This is a genomic window from Nitratireductor sp. XY-223 (assembly GCF_004959855.1).
Taxonomy (GTDB): domain Bacteria; phylum Pseudomonadota; class Alphaproteobacteria; order Rhizobiales; family Rhizobiaceae; genus Hoeflea_A.
The window spans coordinates 1-19,288 of record NZ_SPNT01000028.1 but is presented as its reverse complement, the minus strand read 5'-3'; the positions used below and the strand labels follow the sequence as shown (position 1 = coordinate 19,288).

Sequence of the window (19,288 nt, the reverse complement as noted above, 5' to 3'; positions counted from 1 at the left end):
CTCCTGTACAGGGTCGCAATGCCCTAAAAAGACATCCAGCCTGCAGCCTATCCGCCTATCCCGGCACTCTAGCCGAGTCGGGATGCATGACCGCTCACACCCCATTCATGCCATCTCCTGTGATGCGGGCGCACGAAGCTGCGCCGCCGGGAGACCCGGCAGCGCTTGCCAAGTGCGGATTTGAAAGAGGGGTTAGCGGGTGATCAGCGAGAACGAGATGTCGTTTTCGGTGAGCTGGATGCCGGGATGGGTGATCCCGAAGCTCCGGTTGAAGCTCGGAACCAGCAGATCGGCATCGATGAACCCGATGCCGTCATCGCCGCCGAAATGCCGGCGCTTGTAGTCCCACCAGTCGATATCGCCCTTCGGATGGCATTCGGTCGAATAGACGACGAGCGGTTTCTGGCCCTCGGCGAGCCTGCCATCGGAAATGATGTAGATGCCCTCGTCGCCAACGAGCCAGAAGCCGGGCTTCTCGCCCTCTCCCGGGCGGGTGCCGTAATGGGGATTGCGGAAGCCGCCATTGGCGGCCGCATCTTCCTCGCCGCGCGCGATGACCTTGCGCACCGCCATGATCGGAAAGGTGAACATGACGGACCTCACGCGGCTCGCGCGCACGGCAGGTGGCGAAAATGCACCGGCAGCTTTTCGGAGATCTGCTGATCGGTCAGACTCTCGAGCAACTGGAACCGCGTGCCCGACCGACCGTAGACGATGACTGTGCGCTTGCCGCGGTGTCCGGGCCGGAAGTCCGCGCCGGCATAGCCGCGATAATCGTCATGCGTGGCGCTCCAGATGTGTTCGATGCGCTCTTCGCGGGTCATTGCCTTGACCGGCCGGCGTTCGCGCTCGACGATGGCGTCGCGCATGTCATAGGGCGAGCGCGGATCGGACAGATCGCAATAGGCGTGGAAGTACCGGGCCACGCCATTGATGCGCAGCGTATAGAAGACGCTGGTGATGCTGCCGGTCAGGAATTCGCGCATGGCGAACATCTCGCCACGCATCCAGAGCGGCGGCAGGATTTCGAGCATATAGTCATGCTGGGCTTGCGCGATCTGGAACCACTCGCCGGCGTAAAGCGCGCTGTCATCGGTCTGCCAGCGGTCGGGCCGTTGCGCGTGGCGATCAAATAATCTGAACATCTGGTGGCGGTCGGCGATGCCGAAGAAGATTTTTCGGATAGGTGCAAGAGAGGTCATGGCGGGCTCCTACGAGGCCTGTCCCGGGCTGGAGCGCGGCGCACCCTGTCGGCATCACCATCTTCTTCAGCCCTTCCGGACCCCTTCTTGGCGCCGCCTCTCCGTCCGGCCGGGTCAAGGGCCGGCGTCAGCCGGGCGGAGCTTCACCCTTGACGCGGCCGGCGGGCATGCGGCAGCCGTCCCTCTTCTTTTCCTTTTCCTATTCCCTCTTGCTCAGACTGGCGCTCCAGTCATCGGCCGGTGGTCTGAGCCGCTGCCAGTTGCAGCCCTCCTCTTCAGCGAGGACCCGCAGGCGTTCGGCAAATGCCTCGCCCTGGTTGTTGGCGTCGGTGGCCGCGACCAGAAGGGCGTCCGGACGGGCGGCAAGCTTTCGAAGGGCAGCTTCGGTCGATGGCGACCAGCCCCCGCCGGTGCTGAGGTAGACCGTCCAGGGCGAGAAGCGTTCGCTCGCCGCGAGGCTCATGGCGTCTATCGCCGCCTCGGTGACGCAAAGCCGTAGCGCGTCGGCCGGACCGAGGCGGAAGAGGACCTTGGCGCCGCCGGTCGCGAAACCGCGCCACTCGGGGCCCCGTTCCTCCCAGCCGGTGACGCGACCGGCTTCATCGGTATGACCGGCCCACATGCTGCCGTGCGGGCCTTCACGCAGGAGATCGACGGCTATCGCTTGTCGCAAAACCGGTTCGGGGATCCCGCGCGCGCCACTGAGATAGCGCCAGGTTGCCGAGCCGCGCCACGGCTTGCGGCGGCTATGCCAGCGGTCGGGAACGGATAGATCCGGCGCCCTCTCCCTGGCCTGACGGGGCCAGGTCGGCTCGGACGGCGTGAAGCCGATGAGATCTGCGACGACATAAAGGGCGGCAGCGAACGGGAGCCCATCGAGGTGCTCGACAAGGCGGAACACGTCGCCCCTGGCGTCCGACAAGGGGTCAAACCAGCCCTTGCCGTCATGAATGACAATGATGATGTCGTCGCCGCGGCGGTACTTGACCGCCTTGCGTGTGCTTTCCTGTCTGTCGACGGCAAAGCCGTCGGTTTCCAGAACCGCCCCGCAGGCGACTTTTTCCTTCAGCTCTTCAAGTTCGGCTCTTTCCATTCACTCTCCGCGTTCCGCGCGGTCCTCTGTCCGGGTTTCCACTCCCTCGCTTTTCGGGGCGGGACCCGGAGGCCGCGAAGAGCAAGGCAGGACAAGGGCGCGCTTGGCAAGCCGGCAATTGTGCCGGGTCGCAGTTTCGGCGGCCAGAAGCGGCGAAGCCTCCCTTGCCGGCCGCAGCCCGCAAGCGGCATCAGGAACTTTCCGATTCCTTCTAATCCTCTCGGTAGCACCGCGCGTCAGGGATGGCAGCCCGAATGGGGGAAGACCGCTTGCGGGCTTCAGCTTTGCCAACAGCCCGGCCCTTGGGGCAACGCCAATCTGCTTCTCCCACACGGCTAAAACCGCATCCCGAAGCCGAGGTGAGACACGGCACAACGGCGCGCCTCTCAATTCGATTGGCCCGCTTTTCCGTCACGGCCCCGCTTTTTGCAGATCGTCCAGATACCCATCGCAGCCGGAGAAATAGCCGTCGAGTCCGTGCATGACGTCTGCCAGCCGGTGAAGGTCGATTTCCTGATGCGCAAGCAGGACCGGATTACTCTTCGTATCAACGGGATAGCGATAAGAGAATGATCTTGGATCCACCTTTGCAAACTCGAGGATAATCTCTTCAACGATTGTGTCGGTGCCTTCGGCATCGTCGTGGCCATAGCCTTCCAGGACTTTCAAGAACGTCTCCCAAAGGGATTTGAGGTCATGGGTGTTCCATTCGGCCTTGATGCCGACGGTATGACCGTAGGTGGAGATCAGGAACTTGAGCGACAATTCGATGAACTGCCGGTAGTTGAAGACGACCGGAAAGACGAGGACGTCGCCGTCGTGTCGGTCACGGGCGACCTGGGCGACCATGAGGTCGCCGGCCATCATCATGACGATGCGGCCGTGGCCAAACCGGTCGATATATGCGTTTTGCTCCCAGTTCTCCGATTGCGTGAACGGCGCGTCCCCTTCCGTCGGCCACCGGAAACCCGTGCGCAGAAGGGACTCGAAGTCCGGTTTTTCCGGAATGTCGTCAGCCATGGGTCTGGGCCTCCAAATTTGCCGCCATCAATGAGACCCGCCGTGCGGAGGCTCTTCGATATCGAGATTGTCGGAAGCGTCGAAGACGTCGCGCGACCGCCGCGGCAATGACGCGCCAAGCTCGCCGAAATCGAGATGGCGTTTGCGGAGCCGGAAGGTACCGTGTTGCTCCCGCATTTCATAAAACTTGACGGGCCGGCGGCGATCCTCGAGCGCCTTGAAGATCGTGTATTTCAAGGCTGAGGCGCATCTGATCCCGAAGATCACCTCCTCGAGTTCGAGCGGAGAATTCTGCACGCCGCGGGGGCTAATCAGCCGCCATTCCTGTTCATAGCGCCATGATCTGGCCTTGCGGAGCAGGACTGCATCATCGACCCGCCGCCGGACGGCAGGGTCATGTTCCATGCCGGCAACATCGCTTGCCTTGACGTTTCGGCTGCCGCCGTACTCGATCTTGTTCAGCCTGCTGGAGGCATCTTCGGGAACTGAATAGCCGGCGCAGATGCCGCGGTGCTGGTCGCCGTAATGGCTCCACATCAGGGGGCAGGTCGCTCGGGCGCCGAACGAAACGATGCCTCTGTCGTAGCGCCTCGGAAGCTCTTCCTCGAGATATTGGGTCAGGAGGAAATGCTCGGGGTCGTCCATCTCGTATGCCGGATTGCCGGCATTGTAGCGGATTTCGCTGAGCAGACTGTCGGCGCGTTTGCGGCTGTGGCGCGCGATGTGACCTATGGTCTTCGGGCCGCGATATTTGAGCGATTTCGCCGCTGTCGTCATTTCCGCCTTGATGCGCTGCTCGACGAGTCGGCCGAGGATCTGTTCCAACTCATGATCGGCAATATCGCCCTCGACATTGGGCCGGCTGTCGAGGGGATCGTTGAAGTCTGCCGGGTCGGAAAAATAGAGCTGATCGGCAACCAGCATATCGAGGACCCGACCGCTGAAAGCACGGTATTTGTGGATCCTCTTTGGTAATTGTCGCTGCAATATCGTCTCCATTAGAGTGATTTTTTATTCTGGTCGATCTGCCAACATTAGGCCAGGAATCGTAACTACCCAGCTACCCTATCAGGCTGGATTTGATCGACTGTATTGAGGTCACGGATAAGCTGAACGGGGCTTGTGCTCAAGGCTCTCAGAACATCCCAACCTTGCTTTCGCGCTGTTTCAACAACGGTGCGTAGAATGCAGTAGGCTTCAGCGCCTGTCTCAGTCCTGAAGCTTCCGGAGACCTTCTGCCGAACCTTTGTCATGCGCAGGTCACGTTCGGCTTCGTTGTTCGTGAAGGGGACATTCAGATCATCAAGAAAGAGCAGGATCGCGGCCTTATGTGTTTGCATCTGTCTCGCCAGATTATGTCCGGTCCGTCGTTTCGGACGACCGCGTTTCCTGGTCTTCGTCGGACGTGCAAGCGGTGGCAGGCCCTCATGGAATTTGATCGCCCGGTCGCAACAGGCATCAAATCTCTGATCGATCTGATGGGCATGTTCCGGACTGACCGCTGGCTTGCCTTGATCGCGTGCGATTTGTGTCAGCGTCAGGGCGTTGGACAAAAGGGCTTTCATATCCGTCGCCCAGGGTTCCCTGTCGTGATCGATGACGGCCTGCAACTCCCGGAGCAGATGCGCATTGCAAAGACCATGCTCCACGGCCTCCAGCGCCAAATAGGGTGGCCAGCAATCGTGAACGATCGTTCCTGCCAGTCCCGATGGGATATCACCTCGCCCGGTCCCCAGCCGAAGATGACTGAGGGATGTGGAACACAGCATATGCAGCCAGCGCGTCTTGCCGGCAATCCGCAAGCCGGTCTCATCCAGATGCTTCACGGCAACAGCTGTGCCGGACAGGATATCCCTCACCCTGTCCGCGAAAACGCGCATGCTGTCGGCCTTTTTGGCGATCAGACTGGCCAGCGTCGCCGGGGTGATCCTGATCTTGTAGAGGTCCGAGAAGATCCGCGCCAGGCGATCCTCGGGAATGCAGTGCTGTGTTTGCAAATAGGCCGCCAGGGCAGCGATTTCGTCACCATACTGGGCGGGGGCTTTCACGGTCTCGGGAAAATCAGCACGCACCAGCGTGCCGCATGCCCGACATAGACAGGCATGCGCTCTGTGTTCGGTGACAAAAAGAGGCGGAGGCGGCGCAAGGCCAAACACCTGGCGCGCGGCAAAACCTGTGGCGGCCTCAGGCGATAGCATCGCACTGCAGCGCGTGCACTGATGTGGATAGTGATGGACGAGCGCATCCGGTGTCGCGACCTGCTTCAGCGTTGTGCCCTTATGGCCATGTTGGCCACCAGACTTGCGGCCTGATTTGCCGCGCAAGCTCCTGGTGCGTTTTTCTCTGGCCGCTGGCTTCGCCAGCCCGTCACTGGACGGCGGTTTACTGCTGTTGGAACTGTTCAATCCGAGCCGTCGTTCAAGATCACAGACCCTCTGGACAAGAGAAGCGTTCTGCTCCCGCAACTGCCTGTTCTGTTTCTCAAGTTCATCGACCCGGGTCTGCAAAAGCGCATTTTGAGCGGCAAGCTCCATAACCAGATCAATGAGGTCCGGTTTTGACAGGGCGCTGAGGCGATCGCGGGTGAAACGAGCTTGCTTCATGATGCGCTCATGGAGTCAGAAACGGCCGCGTCAGGAAAGCCTATCAAACTGATTCAAATCGTCGCACACTCAAATTGCAAATCTGGTAGCTGGGTAGTTACCAGGAATCATTCACAACCTGGCCGCAGCGCTGCGCGGCATCGGTAGCAGTTCGATATCTACGTTCAGCTTCCCCCATCCATCTACTGACCAAAATTCGTATATAATCTTTGGTCATTAAACGAGGCTTCGAATGCCAGATCCGACGTCGGATACACTCAATCGCGTTTATGCGCGTATCACGGCAGGCGCTCCCGGCGGGGTCTGGTCGCGGGCCGATTTCCTGGACATCGCAAGCCCGAACGGGGTCGAGAAGGTCCTGCAGAGGCTTGCCAAGCGTGGCGACATCAGGCGTCCGTGCCGTGGCCTTTATGACAAACCGACCACAAGTAAACTGACCGGAAAGATGGTGTTCCCTCCCATCGCATCATTTGTCGATGCAATCGCACGGCGCGACAAGCTGCGAGTGCTCGTTGACGGAATGACCGCGGCCAATGATCTTGGACTGACAACGGCAGTGCCAGCCCGCAGCACGATTTACGCCGACACCTATCCAAGGACGATCGAGATTGTCGCCAATACCGGCGACCCGCACGCGAAAGAGCCGGTCGTCTACAAGCTCGACTTCAAGCGGATCTCTGCCAAGACAGCGTTCTGGGCCGGCCGGCCGGCAATGCGCGTCGTTCAGGCCCTGTCATGGTTTCGCGACGATCGCGCGAGCCTGGATGCGGCCGTCAACGGGATTGTCCGACGGCTCTCAAGCGCTCCGGAGCGCGACGCGATTATTCAAGACCTAAATCAGAATATCCAAGCTGTTCCCGCCTGGATGTATCCGGTAATCGAAAAAATCACGCGAACACTGTCGACCGACGAAAGCTCGGACGACGCATCGCGGTCATCTGATACGACGGGGCCACATGCAGAAAGCCTTCGCTGAAATCCTCGGCTCGGGTACTGATGAACGCCAGGCCCTCTATTCGGCGGTCGCGGCCAAACTGGAAACGCGCCCCGAAAATGTCGAGAAGGACCTTTATGTCTGCTGGGTTCTCGATTTCCTGTTCAACCGGCGCAAGGACGACCCGGTCCATCTCTATTTCAAGGGCGGAACCAGCCTGAGCAAGGCGTATGGTCTTATCAGACGGTTCTCAGAAGACATCGATATCGGAATATTCAAAACTGACCTCAATGCCCCGCTTGAGGCCGATATCGCCGCACGCCATCGATCACCAAACAGCAAAAAGCTCTCGCCGAGGAGGTCGACGAAGCGGCGCGAAAATACATCTCGGGAACGCTCCGTGAGCAGTTGCTGAAAGAGATCGCCGCGGTCGAGAAGCTGTCAGGCAGGAGTGGCCATTTCTCCGTTGGATTTGGCTTCGATCCCTATCGGAACAAGGATGCACTCGATGTCCTGGTGGTCGGCTACGACAGCGCATTCGGATCCGGAGACGGCTATGTCCAGGCTGCGGTACGTATAGAGGGTGGCGCCCGACCCGACCCAGTTCCCGTAGAGCCGCGTAGGATTGTCCCATACGTGGCAGATGAGCTTCCCAACGGCGCTGATCTCAAATTCGGTGGTGTGACGACGGTCAAGCCAGAGCGCACTTTCTGGGAAAAGGTGCTGATCCTGCACGCCATGACGGAAATGACGGAAAAACGCGCTGCGGATAATGATCCCGGCCGACCGGTTCCTGATCTCAATCGCTATTCCCGGCACTACTATGACGTCCACCAGATTTGGCGGCATGCAGGGTACGGCGAGAATGTAGCCTCGATGCGCGATCTGGCCGAAGCATGCCGACAGCACAAGCAGCTTATGTTCCGTGCGCCAGATCATAGATACGAACGGGAAGAACCGGGGACGTACCGCCTGAAGCCGACCGAGGAGATGCGGAAGAAACTGGAGGTCGACCATGGGCGGATGTCGGCCATGATATTTGGCATCCCGCCAGAGTTCGATGAAGTCATGGCCAGTATTGGACAACTGGAAGGCTTCATCAACCGCAATACGAACCGACCACACGTGCCGCGGGGCTTGGCAGGCAACGGAAGTCCGCTCGACAAAGAGTGATGAAGTTTGCCAACATAACGTCAGACGCGACCGGCACTCGGTGGAACCGTGCCTATCCGGTTGTCTCCCACATCCTCAACGGCGGCAACTGGCGCGGCGGCAACCCTAGCACCGGCACCGGCGCCGACACGCTGGAGGGCGGCAAGGGCAATGACGAGCTGTGGGGCGGCGGCGGTGCCGACTATTTCAACTTCGGCAGCGGGGACGGGACCGACACCATCAAAGACTTCGAGGACGGGAAGGACACCCTCGTCATCAAGGGCGGATTGCAGTTCTCCGACCTCGACATCAAGCAAAGCGGCCATGACACCGTGATCACCGGTTACGGGGAGAACGACAGCATCACGCTGGAAGGCGTGTCCGCGTCAACCCTTACCGATTCCGATTTCGACTTCATCGCCTGACCGGCCAGCTGGACCTTCGGGGAGGTTTTCGGGGGCCGGTGCCGTCAGCCCCCATGCGCTTCATTTTGCGGGTTGTCCGGCATTGCGGTTGGATAGTAAGCATCCGGCCAAGTCTTGGCCGGATGTGCTCGGCAATGCCGTCGACGAACAGATAGTCGACGTCATATTCGCACAGGTCGCGGCCGGCGAACTCCTGGTAATCCGCCCACAAGCGCTCGCCGATCTCTGACACCGCCGTTCTGGACAACAGCAGCCGGCCCTCTTCGTCCCTGAAGGCATCCTCCATGTCGCGCACCGAAAGGCCGCGCGCCAGCATCTCGACCGCCAGATCCTCCAACGCTTCCGAATGACCCTTCAGATGGTCGCGCAGCTCTGAGCGGAACGGCTCGGCCGTGCCGGCAACCTGCGGCGCCGAGTAATCGATCGCCCCTTCCGCCGTCTTCAGCCAGCCGCGCCGAACGCCATTGCGATAACCACCGCCCGGATCGGCGCCGTGCTCATAGTATTCCCGGCCCAGAGCAACTTTAGGACTTCACCATCGGCCTCGGCAAACCCACCTCAAAGGAAAAACCCTCAGGACAAATTTCCAGCACTTCTCGGACTTGACCGCCAGCCGGACCACAGGGATTTGGACGTTGAGGCCCGGAAATATTTGGTTCGAAGATAGCTGGCAATTGTTCGCCAACAAGATAAACTTCGCAAGAATAAACCCGGGAAAGTGCACGCAAATGAGATTTATAGCGATCTGTGTGGCGCTGGTAGTTTGTGGGGCAATCCCTGCGCAAGCGGGTTCAATCCACGTTGGCGGATATGCCGATAAGGGATGTTTCATCACGGTCAAGGTGTATGGCTCGGTCAACGGCAGTTCCCGGTTGCTCAGGATGAAAACCTTTTCAACCGACCACCGGGGGAAATGGGGTGGAAGAATTGGTATTAGCTCAAACGCGATCGGTGCTCATTGGGTGGTGCACTCGATGACGTGCCACAAGTGACAGAAAGAGGCGGCTCAGGTATGGGGTCAAGTACGATTGATGGGTAATACCATATGAAGGTGGCACGCAAATGAGGCAGCGCTTTGACTTGGGGCTGACTCCGACAATCTTGGCTGCATTGCTGGCCTTGGGAGGCGAGTGATGTCGGATTCAAATCTGACAGCCCTCCGGATGCGCTCGGAACTTGGAAGCCTGCGGGAGCGCGATATCGATCTCTTGCTTTGCATGGAACTGCATGCCGACGCAGAATTGGTCGAGTATTTTGCAGATCAAATGGGCTTACCAGCAAACAGTTTTAAACGTGCATGGGTCAGCGTTTACGACGGCGGTAAGGAAAGCGATCTGGTTGTCTCCTTCAGCACCACGCATGGGTGCAGTTTATTGCTTCTGGAAAACAAGATTGATGCGTCATTCACGCCAGATCAACCCAAGGGTTACGAAACACGGGCAAAAGGTTTGAGAAAAGAGAAGGGCGTTGAAATCGTACGCACAGCAATTCTGGCACCATCGGAGTATCTCAAAACCAAGCAGGACTTGCCTTTTGATCTAACATTTTATTACGAAGATCTCCTTGAAGTACTGGAACAGGCAAGTGATGGTCGATCAAATTTCCTTGCGTCTCAACTGCGGGATGGGATCAAAAAGAAACAGAGCGTCTCCCCGCCACATCATGGCGTTTCGCAAACGTGGTCGCTTATATACCGCCTGTGCCAGGAACATACGCCGTCATTGAATATGAAACCACCTGATAAAAAGCCAAGCGGTGCCAACTGGGTAGAGTTCAACAACAAAACTCACCCGGTTGATGGTATGGAAAGTTATTCAGGCAAGATTTTCATCGTTTGGAAAGCTGATAAAGAAGGTTATGCGGACTTGGCGTTCAGTTCCACCTCGCGAGAGCAACTTTTGTCGGCAGTGAAAGATTATCTTGAGCCAAAAATGAAGGTACACAAAGCCGGGAAGTCAGCGGTGATCCGAATAAAAGTGCCGACAGTTGATTTCGAACGATACGAAGACACTGACGAGGAGACGTTGATCGAATGCTTGCAAGTTTGTGAAAGGCTTCGCGGGTTTTTTGTCAAACATAAGTCTAGGCTCGGGAGCCTTTCCGATTTACCGGCCTGACGATAGTGCAACTACCGGGTCGGAAGAGATCAGTGAGCACATTTATTGCGTTAAGCCGCGTCAAAAGAACCTACGGAAGCGTTACCGCTTTCGTGAAGAAATGCGAGTAAGAGGAGAGCATGGCGGCGAATATACTGCTTTGACTGAATTGTCCTGAGGGCTTTCGTTTGGGCGATTCAAATTGTCACATGGCCAGATGGGTTTTGATCTGCATGACTCTGTGCATGTCGACCTTCGCAACCGTTTTGCTGACAGATGACGAGCGCGCCGCGCTTGAAGCGCTCTGCCGTCGTCGCAAGGTCGAAGCGCTGGTCTGGAAGCGCGCGCGGGCCTTTCTGCTTCTGGATGCAGGTTATGACCCCAGGATTGTTTGCGAGATATTGGACATCGGCCCATCAGTTCTGACGCAATGGCGTTTTGCCTGTAAAGCTGAAGGTCTCGCCTTTTTTGGCCTGAAGGATTACAGCCCTCGCGAGGGGCTCCTGTCGTTCACTCAGGAAGAGGCGGTGAAAGAGCGATTCAGCGAGCATCCGGCCCGCAGTGTTGATGAAGTCCGCGCCTATATTCAGGCCGAATTTGGTCAGAGCTACAGCGCTTCGGGGGCGGCCTAACTGATGCGGCGTTTGGGGTTCGAGTACAAGAAGCCCCTCGCGCTTTGCGCGCAAGCCGATCCAGAACAGCAGCAGGCATTTGTCGACTGGTACGATGCGCTGATGACCGTGCGCCACGACGGCGCGAAGAGGAGGATCTGATGGCGTAGCAGTACTCACTCTGAGCTCCTTGCTACACAGGAGATGAGGGAAGGCCCCTCGGGCTCGGATTGCAGGACCAGGGTCCAAACCGCCACAAGCTGCTCTGGCCCAATGGCCGGGGTGGTGAGCGTTGTGGAAAAGGCGGGGATTACCCATCAGGTGACTGATGTGTCCGATCGCCCGCTACCGGGCAAAGCGATCAAGGATCCGCACCCAGGACCGCGTTCCGTGCACAAAGCTCGACAGATCGTATTTCTCGTTCGGCGCGTGAACCCGGTTGTCGAAGCGCGCAAAACCTACCAGCAGTGGATCGAGGCCGAGCCGATTGCGGAACTCCGCCAGGATCGGGATCGAGCCGCCGGTACCGGCAATCGCCGCCTTGCCCCATTCGTCCCGAAGTGCATCCAGCGCCTTGTGCAGCATCGGGCCGTCCACCGGCATCGCGACGGGAGCGGCGCGGCCCAGGGCGGTAAACTCCACACTGCAATCGGCCGGCAGTTGGGCACGGATGTGATCCCGCAGGGCCGCGCGGACGGTTTCGGGGTCCTGGTCGGGGACCAGGCGATAACTGACCTTGGCGTGGGCCTTGCCGGGGATCACCGACTTGAACCCCTCGCCGCTGTAGCCACCCGAGAAGCCGTGCACTTCAAAACACGGCCGGGACCAGCATTGTTCCAGCACCGAACGGTCCGTCTCGCCCGCCGGCTGCGACAAGCCGACGCCGTCCAGAAATCCCTGATCGTCGAACGGCAGCGCGGTCCAGCTGGCGCGGACCTCCTCGGGCAGTTCGCGCACGTCGTCGTAGAAGCCCGCCACGGCCACCGAGCCGTCGGCGGCGCGGCAGCTTGCCAGCACATCCGCCATGACCTGTAGCGCATTGCGCGCGGCGCCGCCGAATATGCCGGCATGCAGGTCGCGATTGGCCGCGGTGATCGTGAACTCCTCTGCCATCAGCCCACGCATCATGGTGGTGATCGCCGGCGTGTCGTGGTCCCACATGTCGGTGTCGCAGACCACGGCCGCATCAGCGCGCAACTCGTCTGCCGTCGCTTCCAGGAAGGGGCCCAGCGAGGGACTGGCGATCTCCTCCTCGCCTTCCAGCAGTACGGTCACCCGACACGGCAGCGCGCCGGTCGCGGCCTTCCAGGCGCGGCACGCCTCGATGAAGGTCATGAAGGCGCCTTTGTCGTCCGAGGCGCCGCGCCCGGTGATCCAGGTCTCGCCATCCGGCTGCTTCACCAGCGCCGGCGCGAACGGATCGGCATCCCACAATTCCAGCGGATCGGCGGGCTGCACGTCGTAGTGTCCGTAAAACAGAACATGCGGTACGCCGTCGGGCGCGCTGTTGTCGTGGCCGACGACCATCGGATGGCCCTGGGTATCGCGCACCGAGGCGTCGAAACCCATCGACGTCAGCTCCGCCACCAGCCAGTCCGCCGCGCGCCGCACGTCGGGCGCATGAGCGGTCTCGGCCGAGATCGAGGGTATTGCCACCAGCTCCAACAGCCGGTCGAGGCCCGCGTCGAGGCTGGCATCCGCTGCGGCAAGCGCTGCGTCTAGCTTGGATGTTGCGTCACTCATCGCGTTCTTCCTTCCCATGTTATTCCTCGGCGGCGAGAAGCCTCATGCCGACGCCGCCTTTCGGTCGATCTCGGTCATTTCGGCGCGGAAGCGGGCCGCGACCTGTCCGGCGTCGCGAAGAACCTTCTTGCGGTCGAGCGTCAGAACGTCCCGATCCCGCATCAGCCACCGGCCGCCGACCAAAACGTCGCGCACGTCGTCGGGCATCACGGCGAAGACCAGGGTGGCGAATGGATCGTACACGGGTTGCAGGCGCGGCGCATCCAGCGAGATCCGCACGACGTCAGCGGCCTTGCCCAGTTCGAGCGAGCCGGTCAGGCGGTCGAGACCCAGCACGCGTGCACCCTCGATCGTGGCCATGTGAATGACATCGCTGGCGGGCATCGGTTTGCGGCTTTGACCCAGAAGTTTCTGGAACATCGAAACCGGCCCGAATTGAGAGAAGAGATCGAGCGTATTGCCACTCATCGGGCCGTCGGTGGCGATGCCCACCGGGATACCGGTGGCACGCATCGCCTCCACCGGTGCGATGCCGCGGCCGGCCTTGGCGTTGGACCGGGCATTGTGTGCGACGCGGACGCCCGTCTCGACCAGGCGGGCGATTTCGGCCTCATCCAGATAGAGGCAATGCGCGGCGATCAGCCCGTTGCGCAGAAGGCCGGCGCGGTCTACCACCTCCACCGGGCGGCAGCCATGCGTGCGGCTTGCCCAATCCATCTCGGATGCCATCTCGGCCAGGTGGATCTGCACCGGCACGTCCGGATGCGCGTCGGCCCAGTCAGCGATCCGCTCCAGGACGGGAATATCCGTGGAATAGGGTGCGTGGGGTGCAACCGAAGGCACGATCCTGGGGTGGCCGCGAAATTCCTCCGCGAGCGCCTCGACCAGGTCGAACCCCTCGTCCATCGTCGCGTGATCGGGCGGATCGAAGTCGGCAAGGGTCTGGCCGACCACGCCGCGCAAACCCGCGGTGTCGAGGACCCGACCCACCTCGGCCTCGAAGTAATACATGTCGGCAACCGCGGTGACGCCGGCGCGGATCGATTCCCAAGCGGCCAGTGCCGTGCCCGTGCGCACCATTTCCGGCGTGACGAACTTTCGCTCCATCGGCAGCACGTAGCGGAACAGGCGGTCGTCCACGTCTTCGCCGAGACCGCGAAACAGAGTCATGGGCAAATGGGCGTGCGGATTGACCATGCCGGGCATCACAATGTCGCCGCCCGCGTCGAGGATATCCGCAGCGTCGGGACCAGGCCCGGAACCGGCCGACACGATGACCCCGCCCGCAACCGAAACATGGCCGCGGTCGATGACAGGCATGCCGGGTGTGCAGGGCAGAAGCGTGGCGTTGCGGATTGTCAGGTCCGTCATGAAGCGCCCTCGTGATCTAGGATGCAGCATTGCTCGGGTTCGGCAACCAGGCAGACGGTCTCGCCACCGTCCCTTGGTTGGCCAAGCGTGCCGGAAGCGATGAGATGGCCCGCGGGCGTCTCGGCCTGGTAGTGGTACGCACGGCCCACATAGGTGCGCAGGCCCAGGCGAGCCGGGATACCGTGATCGCCGTTCGACACTCGTAGCCCGTCGGGGCGCGTGGCCAGAATGAACTGGTCGGGTATCGGACCGAGATCTTCCTCGGACAACGTCATGTCGATGCCACCCTCGCCCTCGGCGCTGATACGGCCGGCGTCTCGGGCGGTGACGGTCAGGGGGATCAGGTTCTCGAATCCCACGAAACGGGCAACAAAGGCGTTGGCCGGACGGCTGTACAGCGTCTCCGGGCGGTCGAACTGGCGGATTCGGCCGGCCTCCATGATCGCCACACGGTCGGAGATCGAGAACGCCTCCTCCTGGTCGTGGGTGACGAAGATTGCTGTCGTCCGGTTGGCACGCTGCAACTCGCGGATCTCGACCCGCATCTCGACGCGCAGCCTGGCGTCGAGGTTCGACAGCGGCTCGTCGAACATGAGAAGCGGCGGCTCGATCACCAGGGCGCGCGCCAGGGCGACCCGCTGCCGCTGACCGCCCGAAAGTGCGCCCGGCAGTCGTTCGGCGAGCGCGGACAGGCCAACACGGTCCAGCATTTCGCCGGCCTTGCGCGTCCGCTCGGCTCCGGCCAGCCCCCGCTGTTTCAGCCCGAAGGCCACGTTGTCGCGCACGGTCAGATGCGGGAACAGCGCATAGTTCTGAAACACCAGGCCTATGTTGCGCTTGTGCGCCTGCAGGCGGGTCAGGTCGGTTTCGCCAAGATGGATGGTGCCCGCGGTGGGCTGCAGGAAGCCCGCCACGAGGCGCAGGGTCGTGGTCTTGCCGCAACCCGAGGCACCCAGGAGCGACACCAGCTCTCCCGCACCGACGTCCAGCGACAGATCGTCGAGAACCTTGGTGGCGCCGTAATGCGCAGTGAGGTTGCAAAGGATCAGAGGAGTGGTCATTTGGCGAGGAACGTCAGGCCGAGGGTGCGTTCGACCACCGCCATGACGATGACGGTCAGCACCATCAGAAGGACCGACACCGATGCGATCACAGGGTCGAAGAACTGTTCGACATGGGCGAGGATCTGGATCGGCAGGGTGGAAATGCCCGGCCCGGTCAGAAACAGCGAGATCGACACATCGTTGATCGAAGTGATGAAGGCCAGGATGAAGGCCGCGATGACGCCCGCCCTTACATTGGGCAGGACGATGGTGAAGAAAGTCTTGATCGGCGGGCTGCCAAGACTAACCGCCGCTTCTTCGATGCTGAAGTCGAACGAGGCGAGGGAGGCCGAGATCACCCGCACCGCATAAGGCAGAACCAGCAGCGTATGGCCGATAATCAGCGTCGATACCACCGGCAGCCCGACGCCCACCTGGATCGAGCGCAACAGCGAGAAACCCAGCACGATTTCGGGGATCAGCACCGGCAGGACGAACAGCGTCGACAGCCAGCCGGGCAATTGCACGCGGTAGCGGTTCAGCGCGTAGGCCGTCGGAATGCCGATCAAAAGCGCACAGCAGGTCGAAACGGTCGCCACCTGGAAGCTCGTCACCATGGTGCGGCGAAAGGCCGACATCTCGAAGATGCGCTCGAACCAGTGCAGCGTCAGCCCCTGCGGCGGAAATGTCAGATAGCCCGTGTCCGATAGGGCGGCTCCGATCACGATCACGAGCGGCCCCATCAGGAAGAAATAGACAAGGACCGCAAAGGCGATCAGCGCGGGATGAAGACGGTCCGTCATGTGGTCATCGGGTTCAGCCGTTTGGCGATCCGCGTCATACCGATCACCACGGCCAGCGTTACCGCGACCATGATGGCCGAGACCGTCACCGCGCCATCCCAGTCAAAGGCGACCATGGCCCGCTGGTAGAGGAAAGTGCCCATCATCATCTGTTGATCGCCGCCCAGGAGCTGCGGTGTGGCAAAAGACGTGAACGACCCGGTGAATACCAGGACCGAGCCGACGATGAGACCGGGCACCGCGAGCGGAAAGATCACCTGCCGGAATGTCTGGACCGGCGTTGCGCCGAGCGATTGCGCGGCTTCGATCACGTCGTCGGGGATGTTTTCCAAAACGCCGACGATGGTCAGGATCATCAGCGGGACGAACAGGTAGACCATCGCGACGATGACCGAGCCCTGTGTGTAGACCATCGTAAAGGGCGCGCCGTCGACACCGATCCAAACCAGGAGATTGTTCATGATCCCGTTGCGCCCCAGGATGATGAGCCAGGCGAAGGACCGGACCACGACGCCCGTCAACAGCGGGAAGACCGCCAGGATGATCAGGGCCGATCGCCAGCGCGGTGGTGCGCGACTGACGACATAGGCTGTGAGGAAGCCGATCACCAGCGACAGCACCGTCGTAATCAGCGATATCTCCAGAGTCCGCCACAGGACGGTGCGGCGAAACCCGCTTGACAGGAAGGCGGCATAAAGGTCAAACGGACCGCCGCCCGCGTAGAAGGTGGCGGCGATGGTGGCCGATACGGGCAGCACAAGGCACAAAACGACCAGCGCCGTTGCCGGCGCTGCCATCATCCATCCCTTCAATCCGTGCACCATGCCCCGCGTTCCGAGTGTCGGCGGGGCGCCCCAAAGCGCCCCTGCAATAACTCAGTTGCCGAAGACCTCGTTCCAGCGGTCGATCCAGTCAGGCTTGGCGGCGTTCATCTTGGCGTTATCCATGCGCTTGAGTCCGTTGACCATCTCGGCCCCGTAAGTCCAGAGCTTCGCCGCGTCGGGCGTCAACTCGACCGAGGTCTGCACCGGCGCGTCGACGCCGTTCTCGCCCAAGGTTTTCTGCAGCTCTGGATCGAGGACGAAGTTGATGAACTCATGCGCCCGTTCGACGTTTGCGGCACCGGTCGGGATATTGATCGTGTTCATCGTGGCGATGTCTCCATCTTCGAGCTCGGCCCAGACGACCGTCGGCACGGCCTGCTGCAGGCGGCCGAGCGCGAAGTCCTGCGCGAGGCTTACGCTGATCTCGCCGGTCGAGAAGAGATTGATCATCTCCGATCCGGTGTTGTAGTTCTTCAACACGTTAGGCTTCAGCTTTTCGATCTCGGCGAAGGCCGCGTCGGGATCTTCGTAGGCGTTTACCCCGGCCTGTTCACCGGCGAGCACGACGACCATCGGCCCTGCGGTGGTGGTGATGCCGGGAAGGGAAATCTTGCCGGCCAGATCCTCGCGCCACAGATCGGCCCATGACGTGATGGGCTCGCTGACCTGCGCCGTATCGTAGACGATGCCGACCCGGCCCAGCGTGTAGGCGGGGCCAAAGTCGCCCATTGGCGCTTTGGCCATTTCGTAGACGCCGTCAAGATTCGGCAGTTTCGAGCGGTCGACCTTCTGAAACAGCCCCTTGTCGACCCCGAGTTGTGCGAAGCTGTCGGGCAGGTAGATCAGATCGACCCCCTTGCCGCCGCGGATCTCGACCTTGCTGATGCGGTCGGCGCTGTTGCCGGTTTCGAAGACGATCTCGCAGTTGCACTGCTCCTGGAACGGCTGGACGATATACTCGTTCAGCTTGTCGCCGTTAAAGCCCCACCAGGAGACGACCAGTGTTTCGGCCTGAACAGACACCGGCAGGGTCGCAAGCGTCAGCGCCGCGGCGACAGATGTCAGACTTCTCGTCATCATTGAAGGCTCCTTTCGGCGATGTTTGTGAAGGTGGTTTTGGCACTGTACCTTCGCAAAGTTAAGCGCAACGGATTGGATTTTGCAAGCGAACCCGGCCATTTCGGGCCTGTCATGGCAGGTTTCGAAATCCCAGGGCTATATGCCGAAATCGAAAAAGTTGTTGTAAAATAGCAGCATATCTGACTCTATGCAGTGAACATCAAGGTACAACGACGCTACTTGAAACGAGAGGCAAAAAGGATTCGAATTGAAGACTCTTTCCTTCACAAAAGGATCTTCAAGATGCTCAGCTTCCTCCTCGCCTCTCTGATGAGCACGCTACGCCCACATTTCGATCTGAGCAAGACGCGATTGGAGACGTTCGCAATCATGTTGGTCGGTCTTGCAAATGGTCGGACCGTGAACCTCGGTCATCTGGCGAGCCAGTTTCCCGACCAGACGCTGCATGCCTCCAGCTACAGCCGCCTTCAACGCTTTTTCCAACATATCCGCCTGGATGGGGATGCGGTTGCCAAACTGATTGTCCGCCTGCTCAAACTCAAAGGGCCACAGCTACTGGCCTTGGACAGAACTAACTGGAAACTCGGCAAGACAGATATCGATATTCTGGTTCTGGCCCTCGTGACACGCCGGTTCAAGGTGCCTGTGATGTGGTCGCTTCTGATCTCGACTTTGTACGTTAGGCAGGGAAACAAAGCGCGTATAGCATCCGCCTGAACGTGCGTGCCGTGATTTTGTAGCGTTCCCGGTCAGGCGGGGAGTGCGACAAAAAGATTTCGAAGCGGATAACGGCCAATGCGTCAGAGAACGAGAAGTTGGTCTTTTCGTACCATGCTGCGGCATAGGAAGCATGGTGAGTTTTCAGAACTTGCTCCGCCCATAGGCAAACCAAACTGTAGAGGCCGAGCAATATCGGCGGCGTTCGCGCGATTGCTTTGTCAGACCACTGGCGCTGGGTTTCAACACCGAGATGCGCGCGCTTCCTGGAACGTGACCTCAATTTGCCACCGCCTTGCGTAAATCGAAATGATGTCGGTCGGCTCCATATCGGGGTTGGTGCAGAAGAATGCCTGTGGCTCCCGTTTCCCGTCCGGGTCGCGGACCAACACCCATCGGATAGGGGTTGGCGGAGTGCCGCGCCGGTACCAAAGGGCGGTCTCGGAGATGATTTCAAGCGACGTTGCCTTGGAACCATACCAGTGCGATGGCGTGATTGTTGTCCAGCGGTCGTCCGGTGCGGTCAGATGGCTTTGGGGTTTGGGCAGCGCTTTCCCTTTCACGCGGGGCC

The 19,288-nt window shown here is 60.3% G+C and carries 18 protein-coding genes and 3 pseudogenes; 7 read left to right on the top strand and 14 right to left on the bottom strand.

What is annotated here, in order from left to right:
- Positions 1–192 precede the first annotated feature (192 nt).
- The 6 genes from E4M07_RS28160 to E4M07_RS28135 all read right to left on the bottom strand — a co-directional run bounded on the left by E4M07_RS28160 (position 193) and on the right by E4M07_RS28135 (position 5,918).
- Positions 193–591, bottom strand: a complete 399-nt coding sequence (locus E4M07_RS28160; RefSeq protein WP_136661746.1) for a DUF3085 domain-containing protein — start codon at positions 589–591, stop codon at positions 193–195.
- Between the two features lie 8 nt (positions 592–599).
- Positions 600–1,202 carry a DUF1419 domain-containing protein gene (locus tag E4M07_RS28155; RefSeq protein WP_136661745.1) on the bottom strand — a complete coding sequence of 201 codons (603 nt, stop codon included), beginning with the start codon at positions 1,200–1,202 and terminating at the stop codon, positions 600–602.
- A 199-nt stretch (positions 1,203–1,401) separates the two neighbouring features.
- The gene (locus E4M07_RS28150) at positions 1,402–2,295 is read right to left on the bottom strand and encodes a DUF3991 and toprim domain-containing protein (RefSeq protein ID WP_136661744.1); all 894 of its coding nucleotides are present in this window, start codon (positions 2,293–2,295) and stop codon (positions 1,402–1,404) included.
- A gap of 411 nt (positions 2,296–2,706) precedes the next feature.
- Complete coding sequence (locus E4M07_RS28145) at positions 2,707–3,315, bottom strand: hypothetical protein (protein ID WP_136661743.1); 609 nt, start codon at positions 3,313–3,315, stop codon at positions 2,707–2,709.
- 27 nt (positions 3,316–3,342) lie between these two features.
- Positions 3,343–4,302, bottom strand: coding sequence for a DUF2971 domain-containing protein (locus E4M07_RS28140; protein WP_246660650.1), 960 nt, complete (start codon positions 4,300–4,302; stop codon positions 3,343–3,345).
- Between the two features lie 65 nt (positions 4,303–4,367).
- Positions 4,368–5,918, bottom strand: coding sequence for an IS66 family transposase (locus E4M07_RS28135; protein ID WP_136661741.1), 1,551 nt, complete (start codon positions 5,916–5,918; stop codon positions 4,368–4,370).
- Between the two features lie 232 nt (positions 5,919–6,150).
- Here E4M07_RS28135 and E4M07_RS28130 point away from each other — a divergent pair, with 232 nt between their 5' ends.
- The 3 genes and pseudogenes from E4M07_RS28130 to E4M07_RS28120 all read left to right on the top strand — a co-directional run bounded on the left by E4M07_RS28130 (position 6,151) and on the right by E4M07_RS28120 (position 8,429).
- Positions 6,151–6,894 (top strand): DUF6088 family protein, encoded by a 744-nt coding sequence (locus E4M07_RS28130; RefSeq protein WP_136661740.1) that lies wholly within the window; start codon positions 6,151–6,153, stop codon positions 6,892–6,894.
- A pseudogene (locus tag E4M07_RS28125) lies at positions 6,875–8,025 on the top strand (nucleotidyl transferase AbiEii/AbiGii toxin family protein). Before E4M07_RS28130 ends, E4M07_RS28125 begins: the two are co-directional and overlap by 20 nt.
- Entirely contained in the window at positions 8,025–8,429 is a 405-nt protein-coding gene (locus E4M07_RS28120) for a hypothetical protein (protein WP_136661739.1), read from the top strand. The pseudogene E4M07_RS28125 and the gene E4M07_RS28120 overlap by 1 nt, the downstream one beginning before the upstream one ends.
- Here E4M07_RS28120 and E4M07_RS28115 read toward each other — a convergent pair.
- Positions 8,419–8,946 carry a transposase gene (locus E4M07_RS28115; protein WP_136661738.1) on the bottom strand — a complete coding sequence of 176 codons (528 nt, stop codon included), beginning with the start codon at positions 8,944–8,946 and terminating at the stop codon, positions 8,419–8,421. The genes E4M07_RS28120 and E4M07_RS28115 overlap by 11 nt on opposite strands.
- Positions 8,947–9,562: 616 nt before the next feature.
- Here E4M07_RS28115 and E4M07_RS28110 point away from each other — a divergent pair.
- The 3 genes from E4M07_RS28110 (at position 9,563) to E4M07_RS28100 (ending at position 11,298) form a co-directional block, all read left to right on the top strand.
- Positions 9,563–10,546 carry a hypothetical protein gene (locus E4M07_RS28110; protein ID WP_136661737.1) on the top strand — a complete coding sequence of 328 codons (984 nt, stop codon included), beginning with the start codon at positions 9,563–9,565 and terminating at the stop codon, positions 10,544–10,546.
- Positions 10,547–10,770: 224 nt separating this feature from the next.
- Entirely contained in the window at positions 10,771–11,157 is a 387-nt protein-coding gene (locus E4M07_RS28105) for a hypothetical protein (protein ID WP_136661736.1), read from the top strand.
- A 3-nt stretch (positions 11,158–11,160) separates the two neighbouring features.
- Positions 11,161–11,298: a winged helix-turn-helix domain-containing protein gene (locus E4M07_RS28100; RefSeq protein WP_136661735.1), complete on the top strand. Its 138-nt coding sequence runs from the start codon at positions 11,161–11,163 to the stop codon at positions 11,296–11,298.
- 183 nt (positions 11,299–11,481) lie between these two features.
- Here the strand turns inward: E4M07_RS28100 and E4M07_RS28095 are convergent, their stop codons facing one another.
- Genes E4M07_RS28095 through E4M07_RS28070 form a run of 6 tightly spaced genes read right to left on the bottom strand, consistent with a single transcriptional unit; the run spans position 11,482 to position 18,000 of the window.
- Positions 11,482–12,879, bottom strand: a complete 1,398-nt coding sequence (locus tag E4M07_RS28095; protein WP_136661734.1) for a M20/M25/M40 family metallo-hydrolase — start codon at positions 12,877–12,879, stop codon at positions 11,482–11,484.
- 42 nt (positions 12,880–12,921) lie between these two features.
- Positions 12,922–14,250 carry an amidohydrolase gene (locus E4M07_RS28090; protein ID WP_136661733.1) on the bottom strand — a complete coding sequence of 443 codons (1,329 nt, stop codon included), beginning with the start codon at positions 14,248–14,250 and terminating at the stop codon, positions 12,922–12,924.
- Entirely contained in the window at positions 14,247–15,311 is a 1,065-nt protein-coding gene (locus E4M07_RS28085) for an ABC transporter ATP-binding protein (RefSeq protein ID WP_136661732.1), read from the bottom strand. Before E4M07_RS28085 ends, E4M07_RS28090 begins: the two co-directional genes overlap by 4 nt.
- Positions 15,308–16,096, bottom strand: a complete 789-nt coding sequence (locus tag E4M07_RS28080; protein ID WP_136661731.1) for an ABC transporter permease — start codon at positions 16,094–16,096, stop codon at positions 15,308–15,310. The genes E4M07_RS28085 and E4M07_RS28080 overlap by 4 nt, the downstream gene beginning before the upstream one ends.
- Positions 16,093–16,920 carry an ABC transporter permease gene (locus E4M07_RS28075; protein WP_136661730.1) on the bottom strand — a complete coding sequence of 276 codons (828 nt, stop codon included), beginning with the start codon at positions 16,918–16,920 and terminating at the stop codon, positions 16,093–16,095. Before E4M07_RS28075 ends, E4M07_RS28080 begins: the two co-directional genes overlap by 4 nt.
- A 51-nt stretch (positions 16,921–16,971) precedes the next feature.
- Positions 16,972–18,000, bottom strand: coding sequence for an ABC transporter substrate-binding protein (locus E4M07_RS28070; RefSeq protein ID WP_136661729.1), 1,029 nt, complete (start codon positions 17,998–18,000; stop codon positions 16,972–16,974).
- Between the two features lie 549 nt (positions 18,001–18,549).
- On the opposite strand from E4M07_RS28070, the pseudogene E4M07_RS29795 reads away from it, so the two are divergent.
- Positions 18,550–18,663 (top strand): annotated as a pseudogene (locus tag E4M07_RS29795) (IS4 family transposase); the annotation flags it as partial.
- 296 nt (positions 18,664–18,959) lie between these two features.
- Here E4M07_RS29795 and E4M07_RS29420 read toward each other — a convergent pair.
- Positions 18,960–19,288: pseudogene (locus E4M07_RS29420) on the bottom strand (hypothetical protein); the annotation flags it as partial.

What these genes read in the sequence shown, in the direction of transcription:
- E4M07_RS28160 (WP_136661746.1), bottom strand. Translation starts at nt 591, where the DNA reads ATGTTCACCTTTCCGATCATGGCGGTGCGCAAGGTCATCGCGCGCGGC.
- E4M07_RS28155 (WP_136661745.1), bottom strand. Translation starts at nt 1,202, where the DNA reads ATGACCTCTCTTGCACCTATCCGAAAAATCTTCTTCGGCATCGCCGAC.
- E4M07_RS28150 (WP_136661744.1), bottom strand. Translation starts at nt 2,295, where the DNA reads ATGGAAAGAGCCGAACTTGAAGAGCTGAAGGAAAAAGTCGCCTGCGGG.
- E4M07_RS28145 (WP_136661743.1), bottom strand. Translation starts at nt 3,315, where the DNA reads ATGGCTGACGACATTCCGGAAAAACCGGACTTCGAGTCCCTTCTGCGC.
- E4M07_RS28135 (WP_136661741.1), bottom strand. Translation starts at nt 5,918, where the DNA reads ATGAAGCAAGCTCGTTTCACCCGCGATCGCCTCAGCGCCCTGTCAAAA.
- E4M07_RS28130 (WP_136661740.1), top strand. Translation starts at nt 6,151, where the DNA reads ATGCCAGATCCGACGTCGGATACACTCAATCGCGTTTATGCGCGTATC.
- E4M07_RS28120 (WP_136661739.1), top strand. Translation starts at nt 8,025, where the DNA reads ATGAAGTTTGCCAACATAACGTCAGACGCGACCGGCACTCGGTGGAAC.
- E4M07_RS28110 (WP_136661737.1), top strand. Translation starts at nt 9,563, where the DNA reads ATGTCGGATTCAAATCTGACAGCCCTCCGGATGCGCTCGGAACTTGGA.
- E4M07_RS28105 (WP_136661736.1), top strand. Translation starts at nt 10,771, where the DNA reads ATGTCGACCTTCGCAACCGTTTTGCTGACAGATGACGAGCGCGCCGCG.
- E4M07_RS28100 (WP_136661735.1), top strand. Translation starts at nt 11,161, where the DNA reads ATGCGGCGTTTGGGGTTCGAGTACAAGAAGCCCCTCGCGCTTTGCGCG.
- E4M07_RS28095 (WP_136661734.1), bottom strand. Translation starts at nt 12,879, where the DNA reads ATGAGTGACGCAACATCCAAGCTAGACGCAGCGCTTGCCGCAGCGGAT.
- E4M07_RS28090 (WP_136661733.1), bottom strand. Translation starts at nt 14,250, where the DNA reads ATGACGGACCTGACAATCCGCAACGCCACGCTTCTGCCCTGCACACCC.
- E4M07_RS28085 (WP_136661732.1), bottom strand. Translation starts at nt 15,311, where the DNA reads ATGACCACTCCTCTGATCCTTTGCAACCTCACTGCGCATTACGGCGCC.
- E4M07_RS28080 (WP_136661731.1), bottom strand. Translation starts at nt 16,096, where the DNA reads ATGACGGACCGTCTTCATCCCGCGCTGATCGCCTTTGCGGTCCTTGTC.
- E4M07_RS28075 (WP_136661730.1), bottom strand. Translation starts at nt 16,920, where the DNA reads ATGGTGCACGGATTGAAGGGATGGATGATGGCAGCGCCGGCAACGGCG.
- E4M07_RS28070 (WP_136661729.1), bottom strand. Translation starts at nt 18,000, where the DNA reads ATGATGACGAGAAGTCTGACATCTGTCGCCGCGGCGCTGACGCTTGCG.